Raw genomic sequence first — 20,160 nt, forward strand, 5'->3', positions numbered from 1 at the left:
GTTTTTACACGGTGGCCCACACGGTAGCGGCATCAACCGCCGTTGCGACATCCCGGGCAACCCCGGGGCGCAGCGGCTGCACACTGGCCGTCGAGCGAGTCGCCTCGGTGCCGCTGTCCGGCGCCCGCGCGCCGTCCCGGCGGGAGCGCAGCAGGTGGGGTGCCGCTGCGATCGCCAGCACCGCCGCGCCGGTCGACCCCAACGCCTGCGACCAGCCCAGCGGGCCCACCGGGGTGCAACCCAGCAGCTGGCTGATGCCGGGGATGCTGATCATCGCCGCGAAGGTCGCGAATGAACCGGCGGCGGTGAGCAACACCAACGGCGCGTGGGAATCGACCAGGGTCTGAGCCAGCTCGGTGGTGACCAGCGTGATCAATGCGACGGTGGCGGCGCGCTGCGGACGTCCCGTCACCGAGGCCATCGCCCAGGCCGCGCTGGCGGCCGCCCCGGTGATCGCGCCACGGACTGCCACGGCACGCATCAGCTTGCGTTCGTCGATGCCATGCACGACGCGCTGCGCCGGTCCGGCGGGCGTGCTCACCGCCACGGAGGTGGCCGGCAACGCGTCGGTCAGCATGTTCATCAGCAGCAGCTGGCGGTTGTTCAGCGGCGAGCTTCCGGTCAGGGCGCTGCCGACGACACCGAAGATCACCTCGCCGACGTTGCCGCCGAGCAGGCCGGTCACCGCCAGCTGCACGCCGCGCCACAGTCGCCGGCCCTCGTCGATGGCGTCCACCAACGCGTCGATCCGCCCGTCGGTCAACACGATGTCGGCACCGGCGTGCGCCGCGTCGCTGCCGCGGGCCACCACGCCGAGTCCGACGCTGGCAGCCCGGATCGCCGCCGCGTCGTTGGCGCCGTCACCGACCATGGCGCAGACCAGTCCGCTGCGTTCCAGGGTCTGGACGATTTGCACCTTGTTCTCCGGGGACATCCGGGCGAAGATCACCCGCTCTGCCACGGCGCGTTCCTGGCCCTTGCGCGACAACGCATTCCATTCCGATCCCGTGATGACCTGCGCAGCGCCGACCGGCACCCCGAGTTCCGCGGCGATCGCGGTTGCGGTGATGGGGTGATCACCGGTGATGAGCCGAATGCCCACGCCCCGCTCGGCCAGGTCGGCCAGCAGTTGCGGTGCGGCGGCGCGCGGGGTGTCGGAGATACCGAGGAAACCGGTCAGGCTCAACCCGCTGCGGCACAGTCCGGTGATGGCGTCGGGGTCGTTGCGCAGCGACTGCACCTGCGCGGCGGTCAGCCGCCGGTGCGCCACCGCGATCACCCGCAGTCCCCCGGCGGCCAACTGCGCCACCGGGTCGCCGACATCCGGCCCGAGACCGCGGCAGGCGGCCAGCACCACTTCCGGGGCGCCTTTGACCACCAACTCCCGGCCGGACACCGACGCCGAGAACGCGCGCCCGGAACGGAACGGCAGGTGGGCGTCCGGAGTCGACCACCGTGGGCCGGCGATGTCGGCGGCCGCTTCGATGACGGCCTGGTCGGTGGCGTGGGCGTGCAGGGCGCCCTCGGGGGCCGGTGCGGCATTGGCCGCGCAACGCAGCACGTCGTCGTCTCTGTGCCCCGCCACCGGGTGCACCGCCGTGACCCGAAGCCGGTTCTCGCTCAGCGTTCCGGTCTTGTCGAAGCAGACCACCTCGAGGCGCCCGAGTGCCTCCACAGAGCGGGGAATGCGTACCAGCGCACCGGATTCGCTCAGCCGCTGCGCCGAGGCGTGTTGAGCCAGGGTCGCCATCAGCGGCATCCCCTCGGGCACCGCCGCCACCGCCACCGCGATCGCATTGCCCAGTGCCTGGCGAAGCCCCCCGCCGCGCAGCAGGCCGAGCACGCCCACCAGCAGCCCGCCGGCGGCGCTGGCGGGGAAGGCGCGGCTCATGAGCTGACTGAGCTGGTGTTGCAGGCCGACGACGGGCAGTTGTCCGGCGGCCAGTTCGGCGGCGCGGCGCGCCTGGGTGTCGGCGCCGACCGCGGTGACCAGGGCGACCGCGGTGCCTGCGACGACCGTCGTACCGGCGTAGAGCATGCAGCGCCGATCCGCGAGTTCCGCACCCGGGGTGGCCGCGGTCTGCTTGTCCACCGACAGTGACTCGCCGGTGAGCGAGGATTCGTCGACCTCGAGGTCGGTGGTCTGGATCAGGCGGGCGTCGGCGGGCACGACCTCATTGCTGCGGACCTCGATCAGGGCGCCGGGCAGCAGCCGATCCGCGTCGATCTCGCCGTAGCCTCCGCCGTCGTCGAAAATCCGGGCGGGCGGGGCCTGTTGCGCCAGCAGGCGATTCAGCCGGTTCTCGGCCTGGAGCTGCTGCGCGGCCGCCAGCATGCAGTTGCCGATCAACACCGTGCTGACCAGCATCGCGTCTACCGGCGAGCCGAGCATCGCGGTGGCCGCCGACGACAGCGCCAGCACCGGCATCAACGGATCGGACAGCTCGGCGCGCACCGCCTTGACGAACTGCCACACCATGGCGGGCGGCTGCTCGACGAGTTCGGTTGCGGCCCTGCCCAGATCGGGCGGCGGCAGGATGTCGCGAACCTGGTCGATGGACATCGTGTGCCATTCATAGGCGGGCGCGGGTCGCGGCGCTGCTGTCCGGGCCACCCCGCGGGCCAGCAGGTATCCCGAAACCAGCCCGGCCGCCGCCCCGGCGGTGACCGGCCCGGGGCCCCTGCCCCGGCCGGCCCGCACACCCGGAACCATGAGCACCGCACCGAGTGCGGTGGCCCCGGTGGACAACGAAATGCCCCGTTCGGTGGCCGCCCGCGCCGCCGGCAGCGCATGCAGCACCCGCCAGGCGCCGGTCAGATCCGCCAGCAGCAGGTCGGCGGCGAACGGCGGTGCGGTGGAGGCGGAATCAGGCATGACCCCGAGGCCGACATCGGCGCACGCCAACGCCTGCGCGGCGGTCGACGACAACACCGCCACGGTGCGCCCGTCCTGCTGCAGACCGGCCAACGCGGCCGCGAGAGCCTCGTCGAAGGCCCCGCCGCGGTCCGGGGCCAGCTCGTCGAACACCGGTCGCAGCTCACCCAGCTCGGCCACGTCGAGGGTGACCAACTGCGCTCCGGAGGCCCGCGCCTCGGCCAGCAGCGCCGTCGTCAGCGGGTGACGGGTGCCGCCGGCGAAGAGCACCCGAGGATCGATGAGCACCGCGTCGACCCGGTCGAGTCGGCGCAGCCCCTCCGGGCGCAGCGGCAGTGCCGCATGCTGCTCGACCAACGCTCGGCTCAGGGTCGCCGCAAACGCTTCGGTGGTGGTGCGCAGGGCTTTCGGCCCCGTCACCACCGCTGCGGTCGCGGCCACCGTGAGGCTGCGACTGAAGACGCCCGCCACACCGGCGCCGATCAACTGCACGAACGCCATCCGGTTGCCGTAGCGGTCGGCGGCCCCCTCCGGCAGGGGCACGGGGCGGGCGGGCAGCTGGACCTCGGCCTGCTCGGCGTGCCTGGCCAGCTGCGGCTCGTGGCGGCCCCAGGCCTGTGCTCCGGCCTGGTTCTCAGCGGCTTTGATGCCCTGCAACGCCAGATCCACCGCCAGCGCGGCCGGCGACAGCGTGGCGATGCGCGAACCGGTCGAGATCAGCGACAGCACCGTGTGGGCCGGGCCGGTACCGATCCGGTCGACCAGTTGGCGGCGCAGCCACGGCTGGTAGTTCACCAGGGCCGCTGCGGCGTCGACGGCGACGGGAGCCTGCGGTAGCCGCAGCGCCCATCCGGCGAGCGCGATGGCCAGCCCGGCGGCGTTGACCCCGACCATCACTCCCCGGGCTGCCAGCAGCAGACCATCGCCGGGTAAGGCGGCCGGCGCGGGGGCAGCCGGGATATCGGCGGCAGAACCGTCGTCCCGGCGGCACCGCCGTTCGGTCTCTGCGACTACGCGGCACAGGTCATTCAGCGAGGCCCGGTCGCCGTCGGCCGAAAGCTCCACCACGACCCGCGACAGCGGCAGGTTCAGCCTCGCCGACAGCACACCCGGCTGGGCGCCCAGCGCGTCGAGAACGTGGCGCCCGAGTTCTCCGCCACCGGGCAGTCCGCGCACCTCGATCCAGGCGCGGTCCTCGCCGCTCCAGCAGCGTCGGGTCAGCGATGCCATCTCGCCGGACCGCAGCCGGCCGGCTTCGCGAACCGGCACCGAGGCGACCTGCAGGCCGGCCGACGCGATGACGCCGACCGCTTCGGTGGCGGCCGAGGCGCCGCGAACCGTCGCGTCGACGAGTGTGGTGGTCGCCTGGATCCCCAAGGTGACCGGGCGTAGCAACAAGGATGTCCGGATCAAGTCGACAACAACCAATCGTGTGATCTGACGGTGGGCGCTGAGCGGCCCGGGCAGGTAACCCGCGGCAGCAACCGCCCAATTCTGTCGACACTTTGATGGTTACGCAACTATGCGAATGTGTCGTTCACCGAAGCCCGCCATGGGTGTTGGGCCAAAATGAATGCCGCCATGGCAAAACATCAAGAACGGCCACCCGAAGACATGACTTCCCCCAGCCGATCCGAAGAGCCGACCAGTCCGCAGCTCGCCTCGGCGGCCAGCACGTTCGCGCTGCTCAGCAGCCCGGCGCGGCTACACGTGCTCTGGCTGGCAGCGCAGGGCGCCTATGACGTCACCACCTTGGCGGGACGGGCCGGCATCAACGTCGCCACCATGAGCCAGCATCTGACCAAGCTGCGACTGGCCGGATTGATTCGCGCCAGGCGCGAAGGACGCCACCACATCTACACCGTCGACGATCCGCACATCCTGACGCTGCTCCAGCAGATCTTCGCCCACATCGCACCGGACGGCACCCTCGCGCCGGACCCGCCGTTAGGACCACGCGAGGATCGGTGACCCAGGCCTGAATGAGGCGGTCACGGTGCGAAAGTAGCGAGTCGGCTGGGCTCAGCGCCGAAAAGCACGGCCTCCATCAGGGTGTGGACCCGGGCCCGTTGCTCATCGGTGTCGTCGAAGTTGACCAGGCGGCCGATATCGACGACGAGGGCCAGCGCCGCATGGACACGAAACACCGCTTCGGTCTCTGCTGACCCGACCTGCCCGAGCAGGTGGGCCCACTCGTTGACGTTCTGCCGTTGCAACGCCCGAAGATGGGTCTGGTCGCGCTCGGGTAGGTTGGCGAACTCGGCGAAGTAGATGTTGATCAGGTCGGGTGCGGCGAACGACAGCGCGGTGTAACGCTCGGCGATGCGGGTGGCCGCCTCGCGCGGATCGCTCGACTCGGCCAGCGCATCGGTGATGGCCAACAGCACCCGGTCACTGGCACGCTGTAACGCGGCGACCAGCAGTGCGGCCTTGCTCGGGTAGTAGCGATAGGCGCTGGAACCCTGCAAACCGGCCGCGGTGCCGATCTCCTCGATGCTGGCCTCGTAGAAGCCACGCTGCCCGAACACCCGAATGGCTTCGGTGAGCAGTCGTTCGCGTTTGGACGTGCTCGGCAGTCCCCGCTCGGATCGCCGCGGCACGGGACCGGCCGGCGCAGCGGGCAAGTCGACGGTCAGCACCGACCAGCACAACTCGGCCAGCAACGACTGCAGCGGCGCGGCGGCCAGCCGGGTCCGGTGCGCCGCGATGCTGCCGATGACGCTCAACGCCGCGGCGGCCAGCGTCACGGTGTCGGCGGCGGTGAGCCCCGGACGCAGCGCGGCCAGCGGATCGGCCAGCGCGGAGTTCAGCGCGTCGTAGCTGCCCCGGATGCGCCCGCGATCCGCCGGTTGCAGGTAGCGCCGTTCCCACCGGTAGAACGCGCCCTCGCGCCGCATCCCGATAGTGGCCTCGATCAGCGCGCCGATGATCGCGCGCAACCGGTCCTGCGGCGACTGGTCCGGATCGTCGGCGGTCTGCGCCGCAGTCACCAGCGCCTGCGCGGTGTACTCGGCGGTCGCGACAAGCAGCGCGTACTTGTTGGTGAAATGCCGGTACAGCGCCGGTCCGGAGATACCGACCTCGGCGGCGATCTCGTCGACGCCGACCGCGTGATAGCCGCGGTCACTGAAGGCGCGCGCCGCGGCCCGAACGATCTGCACCTTGCGGTCCCTGGGGCGACGCCGCACCGCGGTGGTGGCCGCGGATCCCCCGCCGGTGGTCACTGATCGCCCCCTCGTGTTGACAGTCCCGTACGATCCCCATAAGTTAACCCCAATTTACATTTTCGTCCACAGAGGAAGTGACGTCTTGCAGGCCCCGAAACTCACCGCCACCCGCGACGGCCGGATTCTGCGCGTGACGCTGACCAACCCGGAGCGGCTCAACGCGGTCGACTACGCGACGATGGCCGCCCTCGGCGACGTGTTCGCCGGAGCGGCCGCCGACCCCGAGGTGCGGGTCATCGTCATCACCGGTGAAGGCAAGGCGTTCTGCACCGGCGCCGACCTGTCGGCCACGGCCGGTGGCGTCACGCCCGACGAGGTGATGGATTGCGCCGGCCGGCTGGTCACCTCGATCGCCGAAACCCCGGTGCCGGTGATCGCGCGGATCAACGGACCTACCGCCGGCGTCGGGGTGGGCATCGCGCTGGCCGCCGACCTGATCTACGCCACCGAGCAGGCCTATTTCCTGCTGTCGTTCACCAACATCGGTCTGATGCCCGACGGCGGCACCACCGCCCTGGTCGCCGCCGCCGGCGGACGGGCCCTGGCCAACGAGATGGCCCTGCTCGGCGAGCGACTGCCCGCGACCGCGGCCAGGGACGCCGGACTGATCAACGCGGTGCTCACCGACGCGGAACTCGACGAGCGGGTCCAGCAGGCCGCCGAAAAGCTGGCCCACGGGCCGCGTCGCGCGCTGGAATTGACCAAACAAGCACTCAACGCCACCAACCTCGCATCACTCGAGGCGGCGCTGGCCCGCGAGAAGGCCGGTCAGGTGGAGCTGCTGGGCTCACCGGACTTCATCGAAGGCGCCACCGCGATGCTGCAGAAGAGAAAGGCGGTGTTCGCCGAATGACCGCACAGCCGTTGCGTTCCCGGCGCAACCACTGGATGAACCAGGTCGCGATTCACGCCGAGATGCGTCCGGACGCCGTCGCTTTCCGCTGCCGGGGCACCGACACCACCTGGCGCCAACTGCATGACCGATCGGAACGCCTCGCGGCAGCACTGTTCCGGCGCGGCATCGGCTTCGGTGACCGCGTTCTGATCGTGATGCTCAACCACACCGAGTACGTCGAGTCGGTGTTGGCGATCAACGCCCTGGGCGCCATCGCGGTGCCGGTGAATTTCCGTCTCACCGATCCTGAGATCCGCTACATCGTCTCCGACAGTGGGGCCAAGGGCGTCATCACCGATCAGTTGCTGGCCCCGCTGATCGATGCGGTCCGGCGGAACACCACCGGGCTCGAGGTGGCCGTCGTCCTGGGCGATGATTACGAATCGCTCATCAGCGAGCCGGGCGAACCGCATCCCGGCGCCGATGTGCCCGAAGACACCCCGGCGCTGATCATGTACACCTCGGGCACCACGGGAAGCCCCAAGGGCGCCATCCTGTCCCATTCGAATCTGCAGGCCCAATCGCTGACCTGTATCCAGGCCCTGCAGACCAGCCCGGACAGCGTCTATTTCTGCGCCGCACCGATGTTCCACATCGCCGGCCTGGGCAGCATCGCCCCCAACCTGGTGCTGGGCACCAAGACGGTGATCCACCCGCTGGGCGCGTTCAACGCCGCCGAGACCCTCGACGCCTGGGAGCGCGAGCGCGCCACATCGGTGTTCCTGGTACCGGCACAGTGGCAGCTCATCTGCGCGGATCCGACGGTGCGGCAACGGGACCTGGCTCTGGAGGTGATCAGCTGGGGCGCCGCTCCCGCATCGGACACCGTGCTGCGGGCGATGGCGGAGACCTTCCCGGACGCGCTCAACGTCGCGGTGTTCGGCCAGACCGAGATGTCGCCGATCACCTGCGTCCTCGACGGGAAAGACGCCATCCGCAAGCTCGGCTCGGTGGGCAAGGTGATCCCGACCATCGCTGCCCGGGTAGTCGACGAAAACATGAATGATGTGGCCCCCGGCGAGATCGGCGAGATCGTCTACCGCGGACCGACATTGATGCAGGGCTACTGGAACAAGCCGGAGGCGACCGCCGAGGCGTTCGCCGGCGACTGGTTCCACTCCGGTGATCTGGTCCGCGTCGACGACGAGGGCTTCGTCTACGTCGTCGACCGCAAGAAGGACATGATCATCTCCGGCGGCGAGAACATCTACTGCGCCGAGGTGGAGAACGCGCTGTTCGAGCACCCACAGATCCGGGAGGCGGCCGTGATCGGGCGAGCCGACGACAAATGGGGCGAGGTCCCGGTGGCCGTGGTCGCCGTAGTGGCCGAAGCCGCCGGCGACGCCCCGCTGACGTTGCGCGATCTGGAACCCTTTCTCAACGAACGGCTCGCCCGCTACAAGCACCCCAAGGAACTCGTGCTGGTCGACGAGTTGCCCCGCAACGCCAGCGGCAAGGTGGTCAAACACCAGCTGCGCAAGACCTACGGCTAGGAGTGACAGTGGATCTCAATTGGTCGGCCGAGGAAGCGGCATTCCGCGACGAGGTTCGCACGTTCCTCGCCGAACACCTGACCCCGGAGCTGCGTCGCGCCGGAACCCTGATGACGAGTGTGTACGCCGATCACGAGGCGAGCATGCGCTGGCAGGCGATCCTGCACGAACGCGGCTGGGCCGCACCGGCGTGGCCGGTCGAGTACGGCGGCTGCGACTGGACACCGTTGCAGCACTACATCTTCAGTCGCGAATGCGCGCTGGCCGGCGCGCCGATGCTGTCGCCGATGGGTATCAAGATGGTGGCCCACGCGATCATCGGCTTCGGCACCGCCGAGCAGAAGGACTGGTTCCTGCCGCGGATCCTCACCGGCGAGGTGTTCTTCTGCCAGGGCTACTCCGAGCCGGAGTCCGGCTCGGACCTGGCCTCGCTGTCCATGGCGGCAGTCGATGACGGCGATCATCTGGTGTGTACCGGCAGCAAGATCTGGACGACCCACGCCACCGAGGCGAACTGGATCTTCTGCCTGGTCCGCACGTCGCGCACCGGCAAGAAGCAGGAAGGCATCACCTTCGTGCTGATCGACATGACCACACCGGGTATCGAGATCCGGCCGCTGGTGATGACCTCCGGTGAGGAGGTGCAGAACCAGGTGTTCTTCGACGAGGTGCGGGTGCCGAAGGCCAACGTGCTGGGGCGGATCGACGACGGCTGGACCGTCGCGAAGTACCTGCTCAACTTCGAGCGGGGCGGGGCGATGGCCCCGATGCTGCAGGTGTGGGCCGACGCGGTGGCCGACCAGGCGGCCGGGCAGCCCGGTCCGGACGGCACCCCGCTCACCGACGATCCGGCGTTTCGGCTGCGGCTGGCCGATGTCCGGATCCGCACCGACATCTTGGAGATCCTGGAATTCCGCACCATCGCCGCGCTGGCCAAGGGCCACGACCCGGGGCCTGCGGCCTCGATGCTGAAGATCCTGGGCACCGAACTGAGTCAGACGATCACCGAACTGGCGCTGGAGGCCGCCGGTCCGCGTGGCCGCATCTATCAGCCGCACGCCACCATGCCCGGCGGGCCGGTCCCCGACTTCGTCGCACCGGACAGCGGCTACGTCAGCGGCCAGCCGTGGCAGGCGGTTGCCCCGCTGCGCTACTTCAACGACCGCGCCGGCTCGATCTACGCGGGCAGCAACGAGATTCAACGCAACATTCTGGCCAAGGCAGCATTGGGGTTATAGATGGACTTCTCGTTCACCGACGAACAGGAACTGCTGCGCACCACGGTCGGCAAATTCCTCGCCGACCGCTACGACTTGGAGCGCAGCCGCGCTGCGGCCAAGACGGGCGCCGGCTGGCAGCCGAACATCTGGCGCGCCTTCGCCGACGATCTGGGCATCCTCGGCGCGACCCTGCCGGAGCGCACGGGCGGGCTGGGCGGCGGGCCCATCGAGCTGATGATCATCACCGAGGCGCTCGGGCATGCGCTGGTCATCGAGCCGTTCGTCGAGACCGTCGTGCTGGCCGGCGGGTTGTTGCAGCGCGGGGGCGGCCCGCGCGCCGAAGAGTTGCTGACGCGGATCGCGGCCGGAGACGCGGTCGTCGCGGTGGCCGTAGAGGAACCCGCCTCGGCCGGGACCTGGCATGACGTGACCACCACGGCGCGCCGCGACGGCGATCACTGGGTGCTCGACGGCGCCAAGATCGCGGTGTCGTCGGCGCCGCTGGCCAGCCAGCTGCTGGTGACCGCCCGGACGTCGGGTGCACAGCGGGACACCGCCGGCATCTCGCTGTTTTTGCTCGACTTGAACCAGACGAGTGTGGCCATGGAGCCGTTGCGCACCATCGACGACCGCCGGGCCGCCGATCTGACCTTCGACGGTCTGCGACTGCCCGCCGACGCGCTGTTGGGCGCCGAGGGCGACGCGTGGCCGGCGCTGGAGCAGACCGCCGACGAGGCCACCGCGGCGATCGTGTCCGAGGCGGTAGGTTGCCTGCGACGGGTGCTGGCCGACACCATCGACTACACCAAACAGCGTCAGCAGTTCGGCCAGCCCATCTCCTCGTTCCAGGTGTTGCAGCACCGCATGGTGGACATGTACCTGGAGGTCGAACAGGCCGTCGCCGCGCAGTACCTGGCGATCATGAAGCTCGACGCCGAACCGGCGGAGCGGGCCCGGGCGGTGTCGGCGGCCAAAGCCACCGTGGCTCGCGCCGCCCGGTTCGTCGGGCAGAGCGCGGTGCAGACCCACGGTGCGATGGGCATGACCGAGGAGTTGGCGCTCGGCCACTACTTCAAGCGGCTGACCGCGATCGAATACCAATTCGGTTCCCGCGACCGGCACCTGGCCCGGTATGCGGGCCTGACCGCGATCCGCTAGCCGCGCCGTCGCTGCCGGTAGCGTCGAGACATGGGTCTGGTTTTCTCCAGCACGGTGGCGGCGCCGCAAGCGGAAGTGTTCGCCTGGCATGAGCGGCCGGGAGCGTTCACCCGGTTGAGCACGCCGTGGCAGCAGATGCGGCTGATCGCCGAGGCCGACTCGGTGCGCGACGGCACAGCCGTACTGGCCCTTCCGGGCGGGCTTCGCTGGATCGCCGAACACCAGGCGGCCGGCTATGACCCGCCTCGACGGTTCGTCGATGAGCTCGGTGGGCATGGCTTGGCGTCGCTGCCGACCCGGTTGGCGATGCGGTGGCGGCACACCCATGAGTTCGACGATCTCGGCGAGGGTGTCACGCGGATGACCGACGTGATCGACACCCCGATACCCGGGTCGATGCTGCGACCGATGTTCGTCTATCGGCATCGGCAACTGGCTGACGACATCGCCGCCCATCGCCGCGCCGGGCAACACGGGCTGGGGCCGATCACGGTGGCCGTCACCGGATCATCCGGTCTCGTCGGCTCGGCCCTGGCCGCGTTCTTGAGCACCGGTGGCCATCGGGTTATCCGGTTGGTGCGACGTGCCGCGGGCAGTTCCGATGAGCGGCAATGGAACCCCGATGATCCCGACCCGGAGCTGTTGGCCGGCGTCGATGCGGTGATTCATCTGGCCGGGGCCTCGATCGCGGGCCGCTTCACCGCCGGGCACCGGCGGGCGATCCGTGACAGCCGGATCGGGCCGACCCGCCGGCTCGCCGAGTTGGTCGCCCGGGGCACCGACGGGCCGACCACACTGGTCTGTGCTTCTGCGGTCGGCTACTACGGTTACCACCGCGGCGACGAGGTGCTGACCGAGGACAGTCAACGCGGGGACGGGTTTCTCGCCGATGTCGTCGCCGACTGGGAGGACGCGCTCGCCCCGGCAGCGCAGTCCGGCAAGCGGGTGGTCCGCATCCGCACCGGCATCGTGCAATCGCCGCGCGGCGGGACGCTGCGGCTGCTGCGGCCGCTGTTCTCCGCGGGGCTGGGCGGGCGACTCGGCGACGGCCGGCAGTGGCTGTCGTGGATCGGGATCGACGACTTGATCGACATCTATCACCGCGCGCTGTGGGACACCGGCCTGTCGGGAGCCGTCAACGCCGTCGCCCCGAATCCGGTGCGCAACAGCGACTACACCGACACCCTCGGCCGCGTACTACACCGGCCCACGATGCTGCCGGTCCCGCGGCTGGGGCCACGTGTGCTGCTCGGCGACCAGGGTGCGCGTGAGCTGGCGCTGGCGAGCCAGCGGGTGCTGCCCGCGCGGTTACGCGATGCCGATCACCGGTTCCGGATGCCCGAACTCGAACAGGTGCTGCGGCATCTGCTGGGCCGCACCGGCTAGGAGGCCACCCCGGTAGGCGCGATCTCCAAACCGATGTGAACCTTGTCGATCCCACCGCGCACGACCGAGTGCGGAACGAACCACCACGCGTGCCACCAGTAGCGCTTGACGACCGCGCCGTAGACGCGCCTGGTCTCACTCTTGGGCAGCACCCGGGCCACCGCCTCGACCGGCTCGCCCTTCGGCGCACCGAGCACGCCGCACTTCTGGATGGTCACGCGTGGCGTGTTGCGGATGCGCCTGGTCTTCCATGAGCCGTCATCGGTGATCACCAATAGTTTGCCGTCGTCAGGCGCGGCCCACACCGCCGTCGGCTTGGCCCTGCCGTCCTTGGTGAAGGTGGTCAACAGCAGGTACTTCTCGCGGTACACGTCAGCGAACGTCGGCATCGCGCCAGGATAGCGCCGTGCGTCCTACCCCGACGGCGTCAGCGGCAAGCGCAACGCGCCCGGGGCGCTGTCGGGCACCGTCGGGTGCTGTGGGAACACCGGCGCAATGCGGCGATACGGCGCCCCGAGCGGTGGACGGGGGTCCGGTTCACCATGGTTGGGCCACAACGCCATGGCCCGTTCGGCCTGCGCGGTGATGGTGAATGACGGGTTGACGCCCAGGTTGGCGGTGATGGCCGAACCGTCGACGACATGCAGGCCGGGGTGGCCGAAGACCCGTTGGTAAGGGTCGATGACACCCGTTTGCGCGGAGTCACCGATCGGGCAGCCGCCGATGAAGTGCGCCGTCAGCGGGATGTTGAGGGCGTCGAGGTAGGTGCCGCCGGCGAACCCGCCGACGTGATCGGCCATGCGTCGCGCCACGTCGTGCGCGATCGGGATCCAGTCCGGATTAGGTTCGCCCACACCTTGTTTCGCGGTCATGCGAGTGCCGAACAGGCCACGTTTGCGGTAGGTGGTCAGCGAGTTGTCCAGCGACTGCATCACCAGGATGATGATCGAATGTTCGGAGGCGCCGCGCGGGAACATGCTGTGCAACATCATCGCCGGGTGCCGTGCGATGGTCAGCATCAGCCGGGCGAAACGCCAGGGGCCGCCGTCGACCAGATGGGTGCCCATCATCGACAGCAGGTTGGATCCCTTTCCGTAGCGGCACACCTCGACGTGGGTGTTGGCCTCCGGGTGGATCGACGAGGTGATTGCCACGCCCTGGGCGAAGTCGTCGCGGTCGGGCGCGAACACCACCGGCACCTCTTCGGAATTGGTGCGTGTCAGCTCCCCCAGCCGCGGGGACAGCTCCGGCAGTGATCCGGTGTCGCGCAACTGGTGCAGCAGCCGCTGGGTGCCCAGTGATGCGGCGGCGAACACCACTTGGCGCGCGGTGAAATCCCGCTTGTGCTTGCGCAGCCACCGGCCGGTGCGCACCGTGCTGACGAGGTAACCGCCGTCGCCGTCCGGGCGCACATCGGTGACCATGGTCAGCGGATGGATCTGCGCGCCGGCATGTTCGGCCAGATACAGGTAGTTGGTCTCGGTGGTGTTCTTGGCGTTGTGCGGGCAGCCGGTGAAGCATTGTGCGCAGCCGATGCAGCCGGCGCGCTCCGGTCCGGCGCCGCCGAAGTACGGGTCCGCGACCGTCTTTCCGGGTTCGTCACCGAAGAACACCCCGACGTTGGTGGGGTGGTAGGTGTCTTCGACCCCGAGCTCACGGGCCACCGCCAGCAACACTTCATCGGCGGGGGTGGTGTGCGGGGTGGGCGTCACCCCGAGCATGCGCCGGGCCTGCTCGTAGTACGGCGCGAGTTCGGCTTTCCAGTCGGTGATGTGCGCCCACTGCGGATCGGAGTAGAACCGCTCCAACGGCTCGTAGAGGGTGTTGCCGTAGATCAACGATCCCCCGCCGACCCCGACCGCGCTGGCGATGAACGTCTTGCCCAGCACGGTCAGCCGTTGCGGCCCGAAGCAGCCCAGTTTCGGCGCCCACATGGCCTTGCGGACGTGCCAGTTGTTGGGCGGGAAGTCGGCGGGGGCCCAGCGCCGGCCCATGTCCAACACCGCTACGCGGTAACCCTTCTCGGTAAGGCGCAGTGCCGTCACACTGCCGCCGAAACCCGAGCCGATCACCACCACGTCGTAGTCGTATGCCATTCGGAGCTCCTGATGCGTTCGCCCGGAGCGGGCGCGGTCCTATGGCGTAGTGAAGCACGCCGCCGACCCGTCTCGCGCAGGTTTGGCACGGCGGTGCCCGGGTGGGGAAGCTATCCCCCGTCGGGACTGCGGGCAGGCACCACCAACAACAGCGACGCCACCAGGACCAGACCGAGGCTGACCACGTTGAGTACCGCGTCACGCGGGCCGTACACGTGCAGCATGCCGAGGTGGTAGATCAGGTGCAGCGTGTTGAAAACCGACACGCAGATCGCAGTGACCACAACGACGGCGCGGTTGCTCAGGTAATACAGCGCCAGGGCGCTCAGGGCCGCCAGCCCCAGGTACATCGAACCGACATCCTTGACGAAGTGCTCGTTGTAAGGGCCGAGTACCGGCAGCCAGGTCATCCCCAGACCGGGAAAGGTGTTGTACCAGTGCAACGGAAAGAAGTAGGCCCACCCCCCGACGCCGAACCCGACGATCGTCAGGAAGATCAGGCAGCTACGGTGCACGATTGGTTTCATTTGCCCTCCTGTGTGAGCGCGTCCAGCCACTCGGCAAAGGTTTGCCGGCCTCTCGGCCCGGGACCGGTGGGCAGCAGTGCGCCGGTGGCCATCGCCTTGCCGGCCGCGCCGGGTAGCCGTAGCGGAAGGACGAGCCGGTGCTCACCACGCCGCCGGATCAACTGCCGGGCCATGTCGACCACCGATTCCGCCCGGGGGCCGGCGAGCTCCGGTGCCATCTGCTGGGGTTCCCCGGTGGCGAGGTCCACCAGGTGGGCGGCGACTTCGCTGACGGCGATGGGTTGCGAGCGCATTCTCGGGACCAGCGCGATCGGGCCGGGCAGCTGCGCGAGGACTTGGGCGGCGAATTCGTGGAATTGGGTGGCCCGCAGGATCGTCCACGGAATGGGTCCGGCCTGCACCACTTCCTCCTGGCGCAGCTTGCCCCGGTAGTAGCCGGTGGGCGCCCGGTCGATACCGATGATCGACAACGCGACGTGGTGACGAACTCCGTTGCGCTGTGCAGCGGCCAGCAGATTCGCCGTGGCGCTGCCGAAGGAGGCCTGCGCCTTCGTGGCGTTCATGGTCGCGAAATCGGTGACGTCGATGACGGCGTCGACGCCGTCGAGCGCGGCGTCGATGCCGGTGTTCTGGATCAGGTCGACCCCGTGAGCGCGGGCGAGAATCACCGGTTGGTGCCCCTGGTCGCGGAGTCGGTCGACGACGTGGCGTCCGGTCTTGCCGGTTCCGCCGGCAACCGCGATCTTCATGAATGGTCTCCTTCCCGGTCGGGCTACGAATACTGACGAGGTAGCCCGGCCGAATGTGACGCGGTGACGCTGCCGGCGCGGCGATCAGCCCATTCTGGCCGACAATGGCGGCACACACAGGCAGGATCGTGTGCACAGCAGGGTGAATCTGTCTGGAGGTGTCATGGCCGATCGCTTCACCATCCCGCCCGCCGAGGTGTTGCGGGCGCGGGAGAAACTCGTCCTCGACCACTTCCACGACGAGGTGCGCCAGGACTGGGACGACGTGCTGGCCACGTTTCCCCACCCGCACTACGAGATCATCCCCACGCTGACCGTGCACGACGGCGACGCCGAGGTCCGCGACTACTACCGCGACACCCGCGTCGCCTTCCCCGACCAGGACCACGAGATCATCGCGCTGCGGCACAGCGCCGACGCGGTGATCGTCGAATTCTGGTTGCTGGGAACGCATCTGGGTCCGCTGGGAGCGATACCGGCCACCGGGTCGCGGCACCGCACCCGGATGACGGCCTACTTCGTCTTCGATGAGCACGAGAAGCTGATCGTCGAACGGATCTACTTCGACACGCTGTCGATGCTCAAGCAACTCATCGGCGGGCTCAACTTGCGCAACCCGCGCAACTGGCCGTTGGTGATCCGCGGGGTGCGCGGGCTGCTGGCGATGTCGGCCGAGCCCGACCCGCTGCTGGTCGACACCGCGGCGGCCGACCTGACGACGCCCGGGTGACGGCAGCCGGCCCCCGGTGGACCATGGCGAGCCCAGGTGCCGTCGTCACCAGATCCCCGACTACCATTAGCTGTCCCTATGGGCTTTTCGACACCTCGCTCGGATTGGCCCGCGCCCCCGTAGCTCAGGGGATAGAGCACGGCTCTCCTAAAGCCGGTGTCGGCGGTTCGAATCCGCCCGGGGGCACCACTGGTAGCGGACGTGCAGCCCCGGATCACCCGCCGGGAACAGGTCCGAGTTGGCGCTTGAGCATCCCGTAACCCCACGCCAGGACTAACCACGGGGCGATCAGCCACGGGCCGTTGAGAAGAATGAACTTGACGCCGAGGTCCATGAAGCTGGAGGTGTTCACCGAGGGAAACCCGCTGATGATCTCGGTGCCGTAGTAGTACCACGTCAGCACGGTGTGGGTGACCGCCGTCGACATGATCAGCAGCGTGCCTCGATGGTCGAGGAATTTCGACCGGAACAGCAAGATCAAGCCGGTCATGCCGATGCAACCGTTGATCACCGACAGCACCTCGATCATCAGGAAGTCCGGAGCGGCGTCCAGGTAGCGCATGTCACCGCCGTCGATGTAGTTCCACCACGGGTACGCCCAGGCGGCGTCGCGGGCGGCGGGAATGGCCTTGTGCAGGATGAGCCAGCCCAACTCCCAGGTCAGATGCGTGGTGTAGGAAACGAACGCGAACGCCAACACGACGCCCTGCAGGCGCTGGAACCGCGTCCACTGCCGCAGCGACGGGATCGGCAGGAACGCCGCGAAGATGCCCAGGAAGTACGCGACCGTTACCTGCACGACCATCGCGTTGGCGATGCCGCCACGATCAAACCCGCTGTGGAACGCCAGGTAGCTGTAGAGCGGAAAGCTCACGGCGAGTGAACCGAAGGCCACGATCCACACGATCCGCAGAGCACGCGACGGCGGAAGCTTCGTGGTGAGGGTCGGGGGTGTCTCGGGTTCGGCCGCTGATGTCGCTGCTGTCGCCGTCATCCACGTCCTCTTTCGCCGCCTCGGACACGTATTGGGTAACGATCATTACTTTTATCAGAACAGTGATTACTGGACGACGGTATCATCGTGACGGCACGGGCGGACAAGAACTCAAAGGTGAGCGATCTCGGATGAACGCCGCGGAACGGAAGCGGTCGGCAACCAGCCTCGATGACGCGCGACGCGCGATGTATCGCCGTCAGATCCTGGCGGCCGCCGAGCACGAATTCGGCCAGACCGGCTTTACCGGCGCGCGAGTAGGTGCGATCGCAAAGCGCGCCGGGGTGTCGCTGACGACCGTCTACCGCCACTTCTCGGGCAAGGACGAGCTGTGGGATGCGCTCAACGCCGAGCGGATGACGGAATTTGTCGCGGCCGTCCAAGAGCGCACCGACAAGAACGCCACTGCGCTCGACAACATCCTCAGCGCAGCGCGTGTCGAGGTCGAGTTCTTCGCCGGCCATCCGAACTTCCTGCACCTGCATCTTCGCGATGGCCTCAGCTGGGGCACCGCCACCACCCTGATCGACGCCGGCCGCGGCGAACAGCGTGAGGTCTGGCGTAGCGGCATGGACATGATCACCCGCGCCGCCGAGGCCGCAATCGAAGCCGGCGAGATCACCCGACTGCGGCCGGCAGTCGTTGCCTCCCTGGTGATCTCGGCCCTGCAGATCTGGTTGACCGACTGGGTCGCCGACGACTGCCGCCAGCCGGTCGAGGCGCTGGCCGAAGAAGTCGTCGCGCACCTGCGTCGCTGCCTGACGGCTTGAGATCAGCCCCCGAACAGGTCCATCAGGTCGAAGCTGGGGGTGCTCGCGATCAGGTCCGCCATGTTCGCCCACTGCTGAGTCGCCTGCTCACCCAGTTCGGTGGGCCAGGCGTCGGTGGCGGTCAGGATCGCCGTCGCGAAGTCGTCCCGGGCGTTGAGCAGCCCGGCCAGGATGCTGGTGTTGGGATCGAACAGCGCGTCGTTGATGGCCGGGATCAGCAGCTGCGGCATCACCACCGACAGTGCGGTCTGGGCCAGCGCCAGCGTGATCGGCATATTGATGTCGCTGGCCAGCAGCGGCAGGTTGTTCCACACCGCTGTCAGGCTTTCCACCGGGTGGTCCATGATGCTGTTCCACACCGCATCCCAATTCGGGCTGAGCGCGTCGGTGAACCGCAGCGCGATCGGGGTGAAGGGCTCATGGCCGAACACGGCCTCGTAATTCTCGTCGCCCATCAGGCCCTGCAACCCGTTCATCAGCAGGTTCTGCAACACCCAGTCGGGCTGGGCGTGCATCCGCGACACATCCAGGCCGTAGCCGTAGGACAGCACCCGCTGCGCCATGTCGGCGGCGAATTCCTCCGGGCTGACGGTGGGGGTGTCCTCCGGTAGGACGCCGGCCAGGTCGCTGAGCTGCACCACCTGCGTCTCCACGCTCAGGCCGAGCGCATTGTCGGGGTCGGTGACGTTCTCGAACCGGGCGAAGATCTCACCCGTGTTGATTCCGCCGGTGTCCAGCCAGTTGGCCACACCCGGGTTGGTGCCGCTGATGACGTAATAGGTGTAGCCGTCCTCGGCGTGGTAGGTGGTGGTGTGGTTGAGCGTGGTCTGCGCCATCACGTAGGGCAACGCGCCACCGTAGACATTCATCAACTCGATACCGCTGTAGGCCGCATCCACCGTCGGCACCTTCACGACCAGTGCCTCACCGGGATCCAATGCGAAGTTGCCGCCGGTGACGACCGCGCTCTCCAGCCCGGCGCCGTAACTGGTCTGCGGACTCAAGTCGAACATGGTGTTGGCCGGAACGTTCATGCCCACCGACGCCCCGCCCTCGATGGCGCGGGTGTTGAACGGGCCGATCACCTGAGCGAAGGCACTGAACAGCGTGGTGAGCATCGAGTCGACGGAGGTGATGCCGCCCGGCTGCTCCAGCGTGGCCCCGACCGGATCGTCGCTGGGGAAGAACCCGCCCTCGGGGATGGCGAAGAACGGCGGGCAGTCGGCCACACATTGCAGGGTGACGTGACCGGGGCCCTTCGCCCAGTCGCCGAGCATGTCCCGGATCAGCAGCGAAGCGGCGCCGCCGACGGTGGCGTCGGTGGAATCCATGAAGTTGACGGCGCCCTCCGGCGCCTCCGGCCCGATGTACACCGTGAAGGTGCCGTCGGGGTTGACCACCAGCCCGTGACCCATTTCCAGATTCTCGATGGCCTGCGCCGACCCGCCGGTAATGGCCTGGGTGCTGATCACGAAATGCTCGGTCCCCCCGCCCAGGGTCCCGTTCAGCACATAAGTCGCACCCGGCGCCAAACCGGCGGTCACCCGGTAGTAGATGTCGGGCGTGAAGAAATCGAAGTACTGGCGGGGGTCGGCGGCGTTGCCCGCGATCACCTCGGGCGATTGGAAAAAGACCCCGTTGAACAGTTGGGTGACGCGTGACAGGCCGGCGCTGAGCAACTGGTAGTTGGTGTTCTGCAGCATCGTCATCAGGTTGTCTTCGCTGCCGGGCACCGCGTAGTCGAGTTCCATATTGACGCCGACGAGCCGCTGCATCTCCGCGATCAGCTCATCGATCGCCGGCTGAAACCCAGCCGTCGACGTCAACGCCACCGCCGGCGTGGTCCGGGCGGTGACCGCCGGGGTGCCCACCACCATCGACAGCGCGGTGCCCACTGCTGCTGTGGCGAACCCGTACCGCCGGATTAGGCCGCAACGGTCGCCTTCGGTGCTCCCGGTCATCTGCACGGCCACTCCTTCGGATTGAGCTCTCATTATTTGCACATCGAATTAATGGCGAACTCTCATTCGGGACCCTACG

At 68.5% G+C, this 20,160-nt stretch carries 16 protein-coding genes and 1 tRNA gene; 9 read left to right on the forward strand and 8 right to left on the reverse strand.

Annotation, left to right across the window (positions count from 1 at the left end):
• Positions 1 to 4 precede the first annotated feature (4 nt).
• Positions 5 to 4,285, reverse strand: a complete 4,281-nt coding sequence (locus ACAG20_RS12765; protein ID WP_370492957.1) for an HAD-IC family P-type ATPase — start codon at positions 4,283 to 4,285, stop codon at positions 5 to 7.
• 171 nt (positions 4,286 to 4,456) lie between these two features.
• Between ACAG20_RS12765 and ACAG20_RS12770 the strand changes: the two genes are divergently transcribed.
• A complete protein-coding gene (locus ACAG20_RS12770) occupies positions 4,457 to 4,846 on the forward strand; it encodes a helix-turn-helix transcriptional regulator (RefSeq protein ID WP_112683461.1) in 390 nt (129 codons plus the stop codon).
• A gap of 20 nt (positions 4,847 to 4,866) precedes the next feature.
• Here ACAG20_RS12770 and ACAG20_RS12775 read toward each other — a convergent pair whose 3' ends face one another.
• A complete protein-coding gene (locus ACAG20_RS12775) occupies positions 4,867 to 6,099 on the reverse strand; it encodes a TetR/AcrR family transcriptional regulator (protein WP_370492788.1) in 1,233 nt (410 codons plus the stop codon).
• A gap of 85 nt (positions 6,100 to 6,184) precedes the next feature.
• Here ACAG20_RS12775 and ACAG20_RS12780 point away from each other — a divergent pair, with 85 nt between their 5' ends.
• The 5 genes from ACAG20_RS12780 to ACAG20_RS12800 are packed head-to-tail and all read left to right on the forward strand — an operon-like array spanning position 6,185 to position 12,254.
• Entirely contained in the window at positions 6,185 to 6,955 is a 771-nt protein-coding gene (locus tag ACAG20_RS12780; protein WP_370492789.1) for an enoyl-CoA hydratase, read from the forward strand.
• Positions 6,952 to 8,490 carry a fatty-acid--CoA ligase FadD5 gene (gene fadD5 / locus ACAG20_RS12785; RefSeq protein WP_370492790.1) on the forward strand — a complete coding sequence of 513 codons (1,539 nt, stop codon included), beginning with the start codon at positions 6,952 to 6,954 and terminating at the stop codon, positions 8,488 to 8,490. Before ACAG20_RS12780 ends, fadD5 begins: the two co-directional genes overlap by 4 nt.
• An 8-nt stretch (positions 8,491 to 8,498) precedes the next feature.
• A complete protein-coding gene (locus ACAG20_RS12790; RefSeq protein WP_370492791.1) occupies positions 8,499 to 9,728 on the forward strand; it encodes an acyl-CoA dehydrogenase family protein in 1,230 nt (409 codons plus the stop codon).
• Positions 9,729 to 10,868 (forward strand): acyl-CoA dehydrogenase family protein, encoded by a 1,140-nt coding sequence (locus ACAG20_RS12795; protein WP_370492792.1) that lies wholly within the window; start codon positions 9,729 to 9,731, stop codon positions 10,866 to 10,868.
• 30 nt (positions 10,869 to 10,898) lie between these two features.
• Complete coding sequence (locus tag ACAG20_RS12800) at positions 10,899 to 12,254, forward strand: TIGR01777 family oxidoreductase (protein WP_370492793.1); 1,356 nt, start codon at positions 10,899 to 10,901, stop codon at positions 12,252 to 12,254.
• On the opposite strand, the gene ACAG20_RS12805 is transcribed toward ACAG20_RS12800, so the two are convergent.
• From ACAG20_RS12805 to ACAG20_RS12820, 4 genes are all read right to left on the reverse strand, one after another.
• Complete coding sequence (locus tag ACAG20_RS12805; protein ID WP_370492794.1) at positions 12,251 to 12,643, reverse strand: PPOX class F420-dependent oxidoreductase; 393 nt, start codon at positions 12,641 to 12,643, stop codon at positions 12,251 to 12,253. The two genes, ACAG20_RS12800 and ACAG20_RS12805, sit on opposite strands and share 4 nt — an antisense overlap.
• Before the next feature lie 24 nt (positions 12,644 to 12,667).
• Positions 12,668 to 14,350, reverse strand: coding sequence for a GMC oxidoreductase (locus tag ACAG20_RS12810; RefSeq protein WP_370492795.1), 1,683 nt, complete (start codon positions 14,348 to 14,350; stop codon positions 12,668 to 12,670).
• A gap of 110 nt (positions 14,351 to 14,460) precedes the next feature.
• On the reverse strand, positions 14,461 to 14,877 hold the full coding sequence (locus ACAG20_RS12815) for a hypothetical protein (RefSeq protein WP_370492796.1): 417 nt from the start codon (positions 14,875 to 14,877) through the stop codon (positions 14,461 to 14,463).
• Positions 14,874 to 15,626 carry an SDR family oxidoreductase gene (locus ACAG20_RS12820; RefSeq protein ID WP_370492797.1) on the reverse strand — a complete coding sequence of 251 codons (753 nt, stop codon included), beginning with the start codon at positions 15,624 to 15,626 and terminating at the stop codon, positions 14,874 to 14,876. The genes ACAG20_RS12815 and ACAG20_RS12820 overlap by 4 nt, the downstream gene beginning before the upstream one ends.
• A gap of 163 nt (positions 15,627 to 15,789) precedes the next feature.
• On the opposite strand from ACAG20_RS12820, the gene ACAG20_RS12825 reads away from it, so the two are divergent.
• Both ACAG20_RS12825 and ACAG20_RS12830 read left to right on the forward strand, forming a co-directional pair.
• A complete protein-coding gene (locus ACAG20_RS12825; RefSeq protein WP_370492798.1) occupies positions 15,790 to 16,356 on the forward strand; it encodes an ester cyclase in 567 nt (188 codons plus the stop codon).
• Between the two features lie 113 nt (positions 16,357 to 16,469).
• Positions 16,470 to 16,545 (forward strand) — tRNA-Arg (locus ACAG20_RS12830).
• A 25-nt stretch (positions 16,546 to 16,570) separates the two neighbouring features.
• Here ACAG20_RS12830 and ACAG20_RS12835 read toward each other — a convergent pair.
• Positions 16,571 to 17,350 (reverse strand): hypothetical protein, encoded by a 780-nt coding sequence (locus tag ACAG20_RS12835; protein ID WP_370492799.1) that lies wholly within the window; start codon positions 17,348 to 17,350, stop codon positions 16,571 to 16,573.
• On the opposite strand from ACAG20_RS12835, the gene ACAG20_RS12840 reads away from it, so the two are divergent.
• Positions 17,329 to 18,120, forward strand: coding sequence for a TetR/AcrR family transcriptional regulator (locus ACAG20_RS12840; protein ID WP_370492800.1), 792 nt, complete (start codon positions 17,329 to 17,331; stop codon positions 18,118 to 18,120). The two genes, ACAG20_RS12835 and ACAG20_RS12840, sit on opposite strands and share 22 nt — an antisense overlap.
• Positions 18,121 to 18,122: 2 nt before the next feature.
• Here the strand turns inward: ACAG20_RS12840 and ACAG20_RS12845 are convergent, their stop codons facing one another.
• On the reverse strand, positions 18,123 to 20,081 hold the full coding sequence (locus tag ACAG20_RS12845; protein ID WP_370492801.1) for a hypothetical protein: 1,959 nt from the start codon (positions 20,079 to 20,081) through the stop codon (positions 18,123 to 18,125).
• Positions 20,082 to 20,160 lie beyond the last annotated feature (79 nt).

The sequence above is a fragment of the Mycobacterium sp. pW045 genome, from assembly GCF_041287085.1.
Taxonomy (GTDB): Bacteria; Actinomycetota; Actinomycetes; order Mycobacteriales; family Mycobacteriaceae; genus Mycobacterium; species Mycobacterium algericum_A.

Bases quoted from the DNA above. Each gene is read 5' to 3' on its own strand.
- ACAG20_RS12820 (WP_370492797.1), bottom strand. From the start codon at position 15,626: ATGAAGATCGCGGTTGCCGGCGGAACCGGCAAGACCGGACGCCACGTC.
- ACAG20_RS12805 (WP_370492794.1), bottom strand. From the start codon at position 12,643: ATGCCGACGTTCGCTGACGTGTACCGCGAGAAGTACCTGCTGTTGACC.
- ACAG20_RS12770 (WP_112683461.1), top strand. From the start codon at position 4,457: ATGGCAAAACATCAAGAACGGCCACCCGAAGACATGACTTCCCCCAGC.
- ACAG20_RS12840 (WP_370492800.1), top strand. From the start codon at position 17,329: ATGTCGCTGCTGTCGCCGTCATCCACGTCCTCTTTCGCCGCCTCGGAC.
- ACAG20_RS12845 (WP_370492801.1), bottom strand. From the start codon at position 20,081: ATGACCGGGAGCACCGAAGGCGACCGTTGCGGCCTAATCCGGCGGTAC.
- ACAG20_RS12800 (WP_370492793.1), top strand. From the start codon at position 10,899: ATGGGTCTGGTTTTCTCCAGCACGGTGGCGGCGCCGCAAGCGGAAGTG.
- fadD5 (WP_370492790.1), top strand. From the start codon at position 6,952: ATGACCGCACAGCCGTTGCGTTCCCGGCGCAACCACTGGATGAACCAG.
- ACAG20_RS12810 (WP_370492795.1), bottom strand. From the start codon at position 14,350: ATGGCATACGACTACGACGTGGTGGTGATCGGCTCGGGTTTCGGCGGC.
- ACAG20_RS12815 (WP_370492796.1), bottom strand. From the start codon at position 14,877: ATGAAACCAATCGTGCACCGTAGCTGCCTGATCTTCCTGACGATCGTC.
- ACAG20_RS12825 (WP_370492798.1), top strand. From the start codon at position 15,790: ATGGCCGATCGCTTCACCATCCCGCCCGCCGAGGTGTTGCGGGCGCGG.
- ACAG20_RS12835 (WP_370492799.1), bottom strand. From the start codon at position 17,350: ATGACGGCGACAGCAGCGACATCAGCGGCCGAACCCGAGACACCCCCG.
- ACAG20_RS12795 (WP_370492792.1), top strand. From the start codon at position 9,729: ATGGACTTCTCGTTCACCGACGAACAGGAACTGCTGCGCACCACGGTC.